General features: G+C 61.7%; 10 protein-coding genes. 6 read left to right on the top strand and 4 right to left on the bottom strand.

The window, feature by feature from the left end; translation table 11 throughout:
• Nucleotides 1–83 precede the first annotated feature (83 nt).
• Entirely contained in the window at nucleotides 84–1,676 is a 1,593-nt protein-coding gene (locus tag FSO04_RS07500; RefSeq protein WP_154559067.1) for a benzoate-CoA ligase family protein, read from the top strand.
• A gap of 8 nt (nucleotides 1,677–1,684) precedes the next feature.
• Nucleotides 1,685–2,515 (top strand): alpha/beta fold hydrolase, encoded by an 831-nt coding sequence (locus FSO04_RS07495; protein ID WP_154559066.1) that lies wholly within the window; start codon nucleotides 1,685–1,687, stop codon nucleotides 2,513–2,515.
• Nucleotides 2,516–2,665: 150 nt separating this feature from the next.
• Here the strand turns inward: FSO04_RS07495 and FSO04_RS07490 are convergent, their stop codons facing one another.
• From FSO04_RS07490 to FSO04_RS07480, 3 genes are all read right to left on the bottom strand, one after another.
• Nucleotides 2,666–4,036: a GntT/GntP/DsdX family permease gene (locus FSO04_RS07490; RefSeq protein ID WP_154559065.1), complete on the bottom strand. Its 1,371-nt coding sequence runs from the start codon at nucleotides 4,034–4,036 to the stop codon at nucleotides 2,666–2,668.
• A gap of 80 nt (nucleotides 4,037–4,116) precedes the next feature.
• Nucleotides 4,117–5,235, bottom strand: a complete 1,119-nt coding sequence (locus tag FSO04_RS07485) for a porin (RefSeq protein ID WP_154559064.1) — start codon at nucleotides 5,233–5,235, stop codon at nucleotides 4,117–4,119.
• 158 nt (nucleotides 5,236–5,393) lie between these two features.
• Nucleotides 5,394–6,596: an aminotransferase class V-fold PLP-dependent enzyme gene (locus tag FSO04_RS07480; protein ID WP_154559063.1), complete on the bottom strand. Its 1,203-nt coding sequence runs from the start codon at nucleotides 6,594–6,596 to the stop codon at nucleotides 5,394–5,396.
• A 118-nt stretch (nucleotides 6,597–6,714) separates the two neighbouring features.
• On the opposite strand from FSO04_RS07480, the gene FSO04_RS07475 reads away from it, so the two are divergent.
• The 4 genes from FSO04_RS07475 to FSO04_RS07460 all read left to right on the top strand — a co-directional run bounded on the left by FSO04_RS07475 (nucleotide 6,715) and on the right by FSO04_RS07460 (nucleotide 10,777).
• Nucleotides 6,715–7,578: an IclR family transcriptional regulator gene (locus tag FSO04_RS07475; RefSeq protein ID WP_154559062.1), complete on the top strand. Its 864-nt coding sequence runs from the start codon at nucleotides 6,715–6,717 to the stop codon at nucleotides 7,576–7,578.
• Between the two features lie 82 nt (nucleotides 7,579–7,660).
• On the top strand, nucleotides 7,661–8,122 hold the full coding sequence (locus FSO04_RS07470) for a RidA family protein (RefSeq protein ID WP_154559061.1): 462 nt from the start codon (nucleotides 7,661–7,663) through the stop codon (nucleotides 8,120–8,122).
• 137 nt (nucleotides 8,123–8,259) lie between these two features.
• Nucleotides 8,260–8,586, top strand: a complete 327-nt coding sequence (locus FSO04_RS07465; RefSeq protein WP_154559060.1) for a hypothetical protein — start codon at nucleotides 8,260–8,262, stop codon at nucleotides 8,584–8,586.
• A 79-nt stretch (nucleotides 8,587–8,665) separates the two neighbouring features.
• Nucleotides 8,666–10,777 carry a phosphocholine-specific phospholipase C gene (locus FSO04_RS07460; RefSeq protein ID WP_154559059.1) on the top strand — a complete coding sequence of 704 codons (2,112 nt, stop codon included), beginning with the start codon at nucleotides 8,666–8,668 and terminating at the stop codon, nucleotides 10,775–10,777.
• Nucleotides 10,778–10,884: 107 nt separating this feature from the next.
• Here FSO04_RS07460 and FSO04_RS07455 read toward each other — a convergent pair whose 3' ends face one another.
• On the bottom strand, nucleotides 10,885–12,174 hold the full coding sequence (locus FSO04_RS07455; protein WP_154559058.1) for an MSMEG_0569 family flavin-dependent oxidoreductase: 1,290 nt from the start codon (nucleotides 12,172–12,174) through the stop codon (nucleotides 10,885–10,887).
• Nucleotides 12,175–12,191: the final 17 nt, after the last annotated feature.

Genomic DNA, 12,191 nt, shown 5'->3' with positions numbered 1-12,191 from the left:
GGCTTCAAGCAATCAGACAGTAAGCATCGCGCGGATCAAGAGCACATAACCGCCGGACCGCCCCCACCCGATGGAGGAGACACATGGAAGCCCTGCTGGAAACGGCTGCGAGTCGGCCCGCCCCGACTGTCGAACCGCCGCCCGCGGTATTCAATTTCGCGGCCTATCTGTTTGGACTGAATGAAGCGCGCGCCGCCAAGACCGCCTATATCGACGACACCGGCACCACCACCTACGGCGAACTCGAAGAACGGGCCAGGCGCTTCGCGAGCGCATTGCGCACACTCGGCGTGCATCCGGAAGAACGCGTGCTGCTGGTGATGCTCGATACCGTCGAACTGGCGATTGCCTTTCTCGGTGCGCTCTATGCAGGCGTCGTGCCGGTCGTCGCGAACACGTTGCTCACCACGGCCGACTATGTGTACATGCTGACGCACAGCCATGCGCGCGCCGTGATCGCATCCGGCGCATTGCTGCCGAATGTCACGCAGGCGATGGATACCACCGAACACGACGGTTGCCAGTTGATCGTTTCACAGCCGCCTGAAGGCGAGTCTTTGACGGCGCCGTTGCTTAAAGATCTGATCGATGCAGCCGCGCCGGCCATCAAGGCACCCACGACCGGTTGCGACGATATCGCGTTCTGGCTGTATTCGTCCGGGTCGACTGGCAAACCGAAAGGCACCGTCCACACGCATGCAAATCTTTACTGGACTGCCGAGTTGTACGCGAAGCCGATTCTTGGGATCGTCGAAAGCGATGTGGTTTTCTCTGCGGCCAAGTTGTTCTTTGCATACGGTCTGGGTAATGGTTTGACGTTCCCGCTTTCGGTCGGCGCTACGGCCGTACTGATGGCTGAACGTCCCACCGCCGACGCGATTTTCACTCGCCTCGTACAGCATCGTCCGACCATTTTCTACGGCGTGCCGACGCTCTACGCGAGCATGCTCGTCTCACCCAACCTGCCCGCGCGCGCCGATGTCGCGATGCGCGTGTGCACGTCGGCGGGCGAAGCGCTGCCGCGCGAAATTGGCGAGCGCTTCACCGCGCACTTCGGCTGCGAAATTCTCGACGGCATCGGCTCGACTGAGATGCTGCATATCTTCCTGTCAAACCGCCCGGGTGAAGTCGAGTACGGCACCACGGGGCGCCCCGTGCCCGGCTACGAAGTTGAACTGCGCGACGAAGCCGGACATCCGGTGCCCGACGACGAAGTCGGCGATCTGTTTATCAAAGGACCGAGTGCGGCACTCATGTACTGGAGCAATCGCGAGAAATCGCGCGCGACGTTCCTTGGCGAATGGATCCGCAGCGGCGATAAATACCGCCGTCTCGCGAACGGCTGCTACGTGTATGCGGGCCGCAGCGACGACATGCTGAAAGTGAGCGGTCAATACGTATCGCCCGTCGAAGTGGAAATGGTCCTGGTGCAGCACGGCGCAGTGCTGGAAGCCGCGGTGGTCGGCGTGGATCACGGCGGCCTCGTGAAGACCCGCGCATTCGTAGTGTTGAAGCGTGAATTCACGCCGTCTGAGATACTCGCGGATGAGTTGAAGGCTTTCGTCAAGGAACGGCTCGCGCCGCACAAGTATCCGCGCGATATCCTGTTCATCGACGATTTGCCTAAAACCGCTACCGGCAAGATTCAACGCTTCAAACTGCGCGAACAGTCATAAGGTGATCCATGCAGAAGCCCGCAACCGCAACCCTTGCTAGCGAATTCGCAGAATTGGCCGCCACGGCATCGCACGGGCCGTTGCGCATCGAATATCGTTGGGTGAATGAAGCGGCGGCCGATGCACCTATCGCCGTCTTCCTGCACGAAGGACTGGGTTCCATCGCGATGTGGCGCGACTGGCCGCAAGCCTTGTGCGAGCGGCTCGGCATGCGTGGTCTCGTTTATTCGCGACCCGGTTATGGACTATCCACACCGCGTGCGCACGACGTCAAATGGCCGGTCGACTTCATGACCGCACAAGCGCGCGATATCCTGCCCGCTTTGCTCGATGCGCTCGATATCGGCACGCAGGAACGCAGGCGCATGTGGGTGATCGGGCATAGCGACGGCGGGTCGATCGCGCTGCTCTACGCGGCGCAGCATCCGGATGAATTGGCCGGTGCGGTAGCGATCGCACCACATGTATTCGTCGAAGACATCTCTGTGGAAAGCATTGCGCAAACCAAGCAGCTCTACGAAACCACTGATCTGCGCAGCAAGCTAAGCCGCTATCACGCAGACGTCGATTCCGCGTTCTACGGCTGGAACGATATCTGGCTGAATCCTGCGTTCAGGGAATGGCGCATCGTCGATGAACTGGCTGCCATCAGGCAACCGGTGCTCGCGGTGCAAGGTCATGACGACAACTACGGTACCATGGCGCAGATTGATGCAATCGGCGAACGCGTTCCCCATGCGCAACTGGTGAAGCTCGATGCTTGCGGACACTCGCCGCATCGCGATGCACCGGATGCGCTGAATGACGCGATTGCAGCGTTCATCTCACGGCAGCGTTGAACGTCGCCACGCCCCCCCTCTCTCACTCGCGCGCGCAAGTTATCGCGCCTTCTTTAGCCAGCAGATCGCGGCGATAGTCGCGCGAATGGGAGCGCAATGTGAAATCGCGGCGCGTCTAATGAATGACACGCCGCGACAAAGCCTCCCCGCTCAAATCACGGTCGAAAGCCCCAACGTCAACACCAGCGCCGTCACCGAAATAATCGTTTCGCAAACGGTCCACGTCTTGAAGGTTTGCGGCACAGTCATACCGAAGTACTCCTTCACCAGCCAGAACCCGCCGTCGTTCACGTGCGACAGAATCAGCGACCCCGCGCCGGTGGCGAGCACCAGCAACTCGGGCCGCACGCCGCCCGCCGTGCCCACCGCCGCTGCCGCGATCGGTGCAATGATGCCGGCCGCCGTCGCCATCGCGACCGTTGCCGAACCGGTCGCCACACGAATCAACGCCGCCACCAGCCACGCGAGAATCAGCAGCGGCACGTGCGCGCCGGTCGCCACATCGACGATCGCCTTCGACGCGCCGCTATCGATCAGAATGCGCCCGAAGCCCGCGCCCGCTCCCACCACCAGCGTGATACTCGCAGTCGGCGCCAGACACTCGTTGGTGAACTTGAGAATCTGCTCGCGATTAAAGCCACGTGACTTGCCGAACGTGTAGAAGCTCAACAACACGGCCAGCAACAAAGCCATATCCGGATGGCCGATCAGACGCAGAGCGTTGTTCATCGACGTTTTGGCCGGCACGATCAAATCCGCCCAACTGCCGACCAGCATCAACAACACCGGCAACAACACCGTCAACAACGTGATGCCGAAGCCCGGCAGTTCCTGATGCGAGCGCTTCGCGTCCTGTTCGATGAACTGCTGCGCCATCGGGTTAAAGCCGTCGAGCACGACAAAGCGCGCGATCAGCTTGGAGAACAGCGGGCCGGCCACCGCCGCGGTCGGAATGCCGACGATCAGCGCGTAGAAAATCGTATGACCGATATCCGCGTTGTACGCCGTGACCGCGAGCAACGCAGCCGGGTGCGGCGGAATCAGACCGTGCACGACGGACAAACCCGCCACCATCGGAATGCCGACGCGAATCATCGACGTACCGGTCCGTTGAGCGACGTTGAATGCGATCGGAATCAGCAGCACGAAACCGACTTCAAAAAACACCGGCAGGCCGACGAGGAACGCGATGCACATCATCGCCCAATGCACGTTCCTCGGCCCGAACAGGTCGATCAGCGTACGCGCAATACGTTCCGCGCCGCCCGATTCGGCCATCATCTTGCCGAGCATCGTACCGAGCCCGACCACGATGGCAATGTGGCCGAGCGTGCCGCCCACGCCCGTTTCGAACGACTTGAGAATCGACGTCGCCGGCATGCCGACGGCGAGTGCCAACGCCACCGACACCATCATCAACGTAATGAACGGGTTCATCTTGAAGCGCGCGATCAGCACGACCAGCGCGATGATGGCAATCAATGCATAGACGAGTAACAGACTTCCTTGAACGGTCGCCATAGGTGCTCCTGAAAAGAAAGAACCGCGCCGCAGCCTCCGTTGAGCGGAATGTTGCATGCGCAGCGGCGCGGGCGGCGGACTTAGAACTTGTGGCGGATGCCGGCGACGGTCACGAACTGGCCGTTGTTGCTCGACGGATTCGAAATACCTTCGACCCATGCGTGCGAACCGGACGCACGTTGGTAGATACCGTTCAGGTAGAGATCGGTGGTCTTCGACAGGAAGTACTCGCCGCCCACGCTTAGCTGGTTGTAATGGGCATTAGTGGCCGTGGTCCGGCTCGTGTTCTGTGTCGTGTAGATGTAACCGAGCGCGAGCAGCGCGGCCGGCGTGACTTGATACTTCACGCTGGCTTCATAGTTGGCAAAGTGCAGGCTGCCGCCGCTGAGCAACTGGAATTGCGAGTTCGTGTACAGCAACAGGAAGGTTGCCGGGCCGAACACGTACGAACCGCCCGCGCCCCACACCTGGTTGCGCTTCACGCCGCTGATGATCGACGAACTGGTGCTGTAGTAGTTATCAGACGGCGCCGCGCCCGTGGTGTTGGTAGCCGGCTGATTGACCAGCGAGTAGGCCGCGTCAAGGTGCAGCGGACCGTTCACGTAGTCGGCGCCGACGCTCCATGCGCGGTTGTTGGCGAACTGGCCCGCCGTGTTCGAGAATGCGTACATCGCGTTTGCCGTGAAGCCTGCATACGTCGGCGTCGTGTACTTGACCGCGTTGTCGGTACGGTACGTGTTGTTGATATCGTCGTTGTCGTAGATCGCATTGCCGTACTGGCTCATCGCGCCGACGCCATTGATCTGCATGTTCGACAGATAGTCCTGCACGCTGTTGTACTGACGGCCGAGCGTGATCGTACCCGCCTTGCTGTTGGAGAGCGCTACCCATGCGCTACGGCCGAACATGCGGCCGCCCTGACCGGCTGCGCCACTCTCCAGGCTAAAGCCGTTTTCGAGCTTGAACAGGACCTTGTTGCCGCCGCCCAGATCTTCGCTACCGATCAGGCCCCAGCGCGAACCCTGCACGTTGCCCTGCGTCGCCTGATAAGCCTTCTCACCCTTCTGGTTATTGGTGAAGGTAAAGCCGGCATCGACAATGCCGTACAACGTCACGCTGCTTTGCGCGTGGGCGGCCTGCGCGGCGAGTCCGGCGGCAGCGAACGCGATAGCCGTACGAAGAATCTGCTTGTGCATCATGGTTTCCTCAAGTCGAAAGAAAAACGAACGCCGGTTACACGGTGATGTTCCGGCGATATAAGTAGTACTAAGCGGGCAAGTCAAAGCGGCACCGGAATGGAATCCGGCGCTACGGTCAAACAACGGTCATCGGTGAATCGAAATGAACCGGGGAAGAATCAATCCGGCCAATTACAACGCGCGGCAATGCGGCGCGCGTCGCGCTGGTAAAACGGCGTAACGACGGGTTCGGGCGACTGTCGTGCGCGCTCGAGTTCGGCAGTAAGCCGTGCCAGTACGGTCTGCTCTTCGCCCGGGTGCAGATTGCACGGGTCGACGAAAAAGAAATGCAGTTCCGCTTCATGATCGCGCACGATCACCGGCGCCTCGCCCTCGGGTGGCCGCGCGAGCGCATCGGCGAGATCCCACGCAGTGATACGTGCCTGCCTGGGATCGATATGCAGTTTCAGACGATCGAGCGGATTGCCGGTCGGATCGGCGTCGATCTCAGCCCAGACGCCGTCGCAACGATTCAAGGTCTCGCGCCACAGCGTGAGGTAGCCGCGTTCGCGAGCGCGAACCGCGACATGGTCGCGCTGCTGCCATTGTTCGAGCGCGGCAATCGCGCCCACAATGCCTTCCTTGCCGACTTTCATGCCGCGGCCAATGCCGCCGTTCTGGAAATACGCGGCACGTACCAGCGTTTTCTTACCCGCGACGATGCCGGCGGTCAGTCCACCGAGAAATTTGTGCGCCGAGTAGAGCGCGAGATCCGCGCCGGCCGCAATGAAACGCTTCAGGTCGTATTCGGAAGCCGCGTCGACGATCACGGGCACGCCCTTCGCGTGCGCGACCGCAATAAATTCTTCGAGCGGGATCATGCCGAATTGCACCGTATGATGTGAAACCACGTAAAGCGCTGCAGCCGTGCGTTCGGTGATGGCGCTATTCAACTGGTAGCCGTGCGCTTCGGTTGCCGCACCCACCGGCACGACGCGCGCGCCGGACAGACGGATCGCCTGGTCCACCGGTGCGCCATAATTGACAAGGTGGCCGGTTTGAATCACGACTTCGTTGCGCTGCAGGGCGGTCGTGTCGGGCAGCCGTTCGATCAGGCCGTGGTCGTCGCCCGTCATGGTGGCGGCGATGCAGAGCGTAATCGCCGCCGAGCACGACGCGGTGATATACCCGGCTTCGCTGCCGCACGCCTCGGCAATCGCCGCCGAGGCTCTGCGTTGCAGATCGTCGATCTCGACGAATTGCGGCAACGCCTGCGCCACCGCGTCGATTACCGGTGCGCTGACAATGGACGCACCCAGACTCGTCATCGTGCCTGAAGCATTGATGACAGGGCGTAAGCCAAAGCGAGAGCGAATGTCCATGAAGCGCCTCCGACCGGGTATTTCTTAATTATGGAATATATGTTGTAATTACGGATCAGTCTAGCATACAATCACCCTGCGTCAACTGGACAAAAACATCTCGCGTCAGAGGAGCACGATGGCTCGCACGTCCCGACCTTCCGCGTCCGAAGCAGTACCCGCGGCGCCTTCAGCCGGCGCCGAAGCACAGGCTGAAGCTGCTGCGCCGCGCACGCGCACCAGTGCGATCGAGCGCGCCGTGCAGATTCTCGACGCGCTCCAGCAGGCAAACCGCCCCGCTACTGCGTATGAAGTCGCACGCATGGTCGGTGCGCCGCTGTCCACCGTGTATTCGATCATTAACGATCTGGTCGAGAAGAACCTGTTGGCGCGGCGCATGGACGGCACGATCTGGCTCGGCTCGCGGCTGTACGGTTACGGTTTGACGTACGCCAGCTCGCTCGACTACCTCGCGGTCGCTCATGAAGAAATGGAGCGGCTCTCCGCCGAAGTCGAAGAGACCGTGCAGGTCTGCGGACTCGAAGACGGCATGATGGTCGTACAGCAAATGGCCGAAGGGCCGGGGCATTTCCGTGTGACCTCGCGGGTGGGCAGCCGCGTGCCGCTCAACTGGACCGCGTCCGGACGCTTGCTCGTCGGGCACCTGCCGGATGCCGAACGGGTCGCGTTTTTCGCGCAGCACGCGCAAAGCTCGCCCACCGGTCGCGCGGAAACCCGGCCGCAAGTGCTCGCGCAGATTGCCCGCGAGGCGCTGGAGGCGCGGCTGTCGATTCAGATCGGCGAATCGGATGCGTCCGTGGCGTGTCTCGCGGCACCCGTGCTCGATAACACCGGCGCGTGCGTCTTCACGATTTCGATCGTGATGCCCGAGGCGAAAGCCGAGCTCGGCACCGAACGGTTCGCACAAGCTGTGCAGGCGGTGGCCGCCCGTATCGAAGCGCGCCTCGGCTGGCGGCATCGCGAGCAGGACCCGGCGGCGTAAGGCCGCGCCAAACCCGAAACCTTAAATCCCCCCGCGCGCAACGCTGACTCCTTAAAGACCGCTCACCATCACTTCCCCATCGATGAACTGCTACGACCGGCTGCACACGCGCGGCCTCAAGCTCCCGCAAGTGCCGACGCCGATCGGCAATTTCACGCACTGCACGCGCGAGGGCAATCTGCTGTTTCTATCGGGCCAAGGTCCGCTCGACGAATCCGGCTCGCTGATGACCGGCAAGGTCGGCGCCACCGTCAGCGCGGACGAAGCGTACCAGCACGCGCAGATGGTCGGCCTGAATCTGCTCGCCGTGCTGCATAACGAACTAGGCGATTTGCGGCGCGTGAAGCAGGTCGTCAAGCTGCTGGGCATGGTCAACGCCGTGCCGGATTTCACCGAGCATCCGCGCGTGATCAACGGCTGCTCGGATCTGTTCGTCGATGTATTCGGCGATGCCGGTCGGCATTCGCGCTCGGCGGTCGGCGTGGGCTCGCTGCCGGGCAATATTACCGTCGAGATCGAAGCCATCGTCGCGATCCAGGATTGACGGCCGCCCAATTCTCAACAAATACCCAAATTTCCACATCTTCACAAAAGTTACACAGGTAAGCGACTATTCTTGCGCATCGCTGACCTGGGCACGTGGATGCCCTGGCGCATCCTCCCCGTGCCGGAGACATTGCCATGTCTGTTGTGTCGAAGCCGTCCATTGCCTTCTATCGCAAACGTTTGGCGGGCGCGCTGGCCGCCGTGTCGCTCTGCATGCTGCTCGGCGCTTGCGGCAACGACGACGATAAAGCACCGGACACGAGCACCACGAGTTCTACCGACGCCGCCGGCGATAACGGCGGCGCTTCACAGGTCCTGTCAGCGAATCCTTCTTCCGCTTCACCAGCGTTACCCGCAGTCACGATTCAAACCCCAGCACTGCCCGCATCAAGCGCCGACGCGGCGCTGTCCGCTGCCGCTTCGACGCCGCTCGCCACACCCGTCATCCACACCGTAGATTGAGTTCCGCGCCCCACGCGACGCGTAGCTCACGCTCGCGCCGCATGGTTCGTTCCTCTTATGAAGATCGAAAGCCAAAACCATGACTTCAAAAAATCGCCGTGATTTTCTGCGCTCCGCCGCGCACGCCGCCGGTTCCGCCACCGCGTTGAGCATGCTGCCGCTCGGCATTCGCAACGCACTCGCCATTCCCGCCAACAACAAGACCGGTACGATCCGCGACGTCGAGCACATCGTCGTGCTGATGCAGGAAAACCGCTCGTTCGACCATTACTTCGGCACGCTCAAGGGCGTCCGCGGTTTCGGCGACACGCGCGCAATCAACCTGCCCAATGGCAAGCCGGTGTGGTACCAGCCGCTTGCCGCGGACGTCGGCTATGTGTTGCCGTTCCGCCCCACCGCGCCGAACCTCGGTCTGCAATTCCTGCAAGACCTCGCGCACGACTGGACCAGCACGCACGCAGCATGGAACGGCGGCCGCTACGATCAATGGGTGCCGTCCAAGGGCACCACGACGATGGCCTACCTCACGCGCGACGACATTCCGTTTCACTATCAACTCGCCGACGCCTTCACGATCTGCGACGCGTACCACTGCTCGCTGATGGGCCCGACCGACCCGAACCGTTACTACATGTGGAGCGGCTGGGTCGGCAACGACGGCAACGGCGGCGGCCCGGTGATCGACAACTCGGAACTCGGCTACGGCTGGTCCACGTATCCGGAAGTGCTGCAGAACGCCGGCATCACGTGGAAGATCTATCAGGACATCGGTACGGGACTCAACGCCAGCGGCTCGTGGGGCTGGACGCAGAACGCGTACATCGGCAACTACGGCGACAACTCGCTGCTCTACTTCAATCAGTACCGCAACGCGCAGCCGGGCAACCCGCTGTACGACAACGCCCGCACGGGCACGAACGCCGCCAACGGCGACGGCTACTTCGACATCCTCAAGCGCGACGTGCAGAACAACGCCCTGCCGCAAGTCTCGTGGATCGTCGCCCCGGAAGCGTATTCCGAGCACCCGAACTGGCCGTCGAACTACGGTGCGTGGTACATCGATCAGGTTCTGCAGATTCTCACGTCGAATCCCGAGGTATGGAGCAAGACGGTACTGCTGATCAATTACGACGAAAACGACGGCTTCTTTGATCATATGGCGCCGCCGTTCGCGCCAGCATCGAGCGCAAACGGTTTGTCGACCGTCGACACCAGCAATGAAAACTATGCGGGCAGCGGCAATACGCCGGCGGGTCCGTACGGGCTCGGACCGCGTGTGCCGATGCTGGTGGTCTCGCCGTGGTCGAAAGGCGGCTACGTGTGCTCGGAACTGTTCGACCACACGTCGGTGATCCGCTTTATCGAAAAGCGCTTCGGCCAGCAGCACAATCTGGGCGAATCGAACATCACGCCGTGGCGTCGCGCGGTGTGCGGCGATCTGATGTCGGCATTCAACTTCAGCACCCCGAACGACGCGTTCCCGACGCTGCCGAGCACGAGCGGCTATGTGCCGCCCGATCAGAATCGCCATCCGGACTATGTGCCGCTGCCGCCGCTCGTGCAGGCCGTACCGAAGCAGGAACCCGGCGTGCGCCCGGCGCGCGCGCTGCCGTACGAACTGTTCGTGCGCGTGCACGGTGAAGGTGCGGAGAACAAGCTGACGATGCGTTTCGTCAATTCAGGCCGCACGGGCGCCGTGTTTCTCGTCTATGCCGCCAATGGTCTCGCCGCACCGCTGACCTATACGGTCGAAGCCGGCAAGCGGCTGCAGGATCAGTTGCCGTTGAATATCGACGGCACGTACGATTACACGGTCTACGGCCCGAACGGCTTTCTGCGCCGCTTCGCGGGCAAGCCGGTCGCGAGAAGCTGGTGGCACGGCTCCGATATTGCACGGCCGGAAGTCGCCGAAGGCTACGACGTCGCCAACGGCAACCTGCAATTGCGTCTGGAAAATGTGGGCAGCGCACGCTGCCAGTTCACCATCGTCAATGCCTACGACGCGAACAACGTGGTCAAGCATTCGGTGCGCGGCGGCGATACTGAACAGCTGTACCTCGATCTGCGCAACGCCTACGGCTGGTACGACCTGGTGATTACCGTCGACACGGACCCGTCGTTCGCGCGACGCTTCGCCGGACACGTGGAAACCGGCCGGAGCAGCATGAGCGATCCTGCACTGGGGAGCTAAGTTTCAGCTCGGTTTCGATTCAGTCCGTACGAAAAGAAGCGGCCGCTGCGATAAAAAGCAGCGGCCGTTTTTTCATGCATTCGCGTCGTGATGTGTAAGTCGAAATCTTAAGCCGCCACAGCCGCCCTCACCGACTCACGCTCGCGTGTTTTCTCGCAAATCGCCTGCACGACGAACTCCGCATCGCGTGCGACACCAGAGAAGCGCCCCGATCCCCAAGTATGCAGCCACGGCAAACCGACGAAATATAAACCGTCGATCGGTGTAATGCCACGGGTATGCGCCGGATAACCGCGACCGTTGAACACCGGCGCGTCGAGCCAGCTAAAGTCAGGCGTAAAACCGATGCACCAGATAATTGCCGAAATGCCGCTAGTGTGGAGATCGAGCATCGTGCGTTCTTCCGCTGGCCGCCAGAGCGGTTCGTAGACTTCACCCGCCGGCGCGTCGATGCCATGCTTTTCGATGAAGCCGTCGATGCTCGCGTTGATCCGGTTATACGTATCGTCCGCGGCGTCCAGATTGGCGGCGAGCGTCGGTGCGAAATGGAATTGCCCGTCGCGCAGATCGTCGAGCCTGCCGTACAGCTCCATGCCTTCGGCGGCGAACTTGCGCAGATCGATGTCGCGTCCGCCGTCGCGGCCGGTCACATAGTGATTGGTGTTGTCGCGTACGCCTTCGCGCAACGGATGCTTTTCGACCGGCATGTCGTAGTACTGCATGTCGGCGAGCCAATCGACCACGTCACGCCCCCGATAAAAGCGCGCGCAGCGCGGCGCCTCACCGACTGCGAGCACCACCTTGCGCCCCGCCAGATGCAGGTCCTCCGCGATCTGCGCGCCGGATTGCCCCGTGCCGACCACCATGACCGCGCCCTCGGGCAAAGCCTGCGGGTTCCGATACGCTGACGATTGCAACTGCACGATGCTTGCGGGCAAGCGCTCGGCGAGCCGCGGCACGATCGGCGTGTGATACCCACCCGAGGCGACCACGACCTGATCCGCGGTGAAATCGCCTTGCGCGGTCACGATCGTATAGACGCCGTCATCGCGCTGCTTCACGCGTTTGACTTCCGCATGCTCGATCACCGGTGCCTCGACGTGCGCGATGAAACCATCGAGATAGTCGATGATCTCGTCCTTCTTCATGAACCCGTGCGGGTCGTCGCCCAGGTAGGGGTAACCGGGCAACGCACACTGCCAGTTCGGCGTCACGAGACAAAAGGCGTCCCAGCGTTGCTGGCGCCACGTATGCGTCACCGTGTTCCTTTCCACAACCAGATGGTCGATGCCGGCCTGCTTGAGGTAATAGCTAACCGACAGGCCAGCCTGCCCGCCGCCGATGACGAGCACGCTGTGATGCCCGTCAGCGCGCCCATGATGGGTTGGATTCGACATGATGCGTCCTCTGCAAA

The sequence above is a fragment of the Paraburkholderia madseniana genome (assembly GCF_009690905.1).
GTDB lineage: Bacteria > Pseudomonadota > Gammaproteobacteria > Burkholderiales > Burkholderiaceae > Paraburkholderia > Paraburkholderia madseniana.
Note: the sequence above shows the minus strand (reverse complement) of the source record. Positions and strands in the feature narration are given on the sequence as shown.

Bases quoted from the DNA above. Each gene is read 5' to 3' on its own strand.
- FSO04_RS07475 (WP_154559062.1), top strand. From the start codon at position 6,715: ATGGCTCGCACGTCCCGACCTTCCGCGTCCGAAGCAGTACCCGCGGCG.
- FSO04_RS07485 (WP_154559064.1), bottom strand. From the start codon at position 5,235: ATGATGCACAAGCAGATTCTTCGTACGGCTATCGCGTTCGCTGCCGCC.
- FSO04_RS07460 (WP_154559059.1), top strand. From the start codon at position 8,666: ATGACTTCAAAAAATCGCCGTGATTTTCTGCGCTCCGCCGCGCACGCC.
- FSO04_RS07495 (WP_154559066.1), top strand. From the start codon at position 1,685: ATGCAGAAGCCCGCAACCGCAACCCTTGCTAGCGAATTCGCAGAATTG.
- FSO04_RS07465 (WP_154559060.1), top strand. From the start codon at position 8,260: ATGTCTGTTGTGTCGAAGCCGTCCATTGCCTTCTATCGCAAACGTTTG.
- FSO04_RS07455 (WP_154559058.1), bottom strand. From the start codon at position 12,174: ATGTCGAATCCAACCCATCATGGGCGCGCTGACGGGCATCACAGCGTG.
- FSO04_RS07490 (WP_154559065.1), bottom strand. From the start codon at position 4,036: ATGGCGACCGTTCAAGGAAGTCTGTTACTCGTCTATGCATTGATTGCC.
- FSO04_RS07470 (WP_154559061.1), top strand. From the start codon at position 7,661: ATGAACTGCTACGACCGGCTGCACACGCGCGGCCTCAAGCTCCCGCAA.
- FSO04_RS07480 (WP_154559063.1), bottom strand. From the start codon at position 6,596: ATGGACATTCGCTCTCGCTTTGGCTTACGCCCTGTCATCAATGCTTCA.
- FSO04_RS07500 (WP_154559067.1), top strand. From the start codon at position 84: ATGGAAGCCCTGCTGGAAACGGCTGCGAGTCGGCCCGCCCCGACTGTC.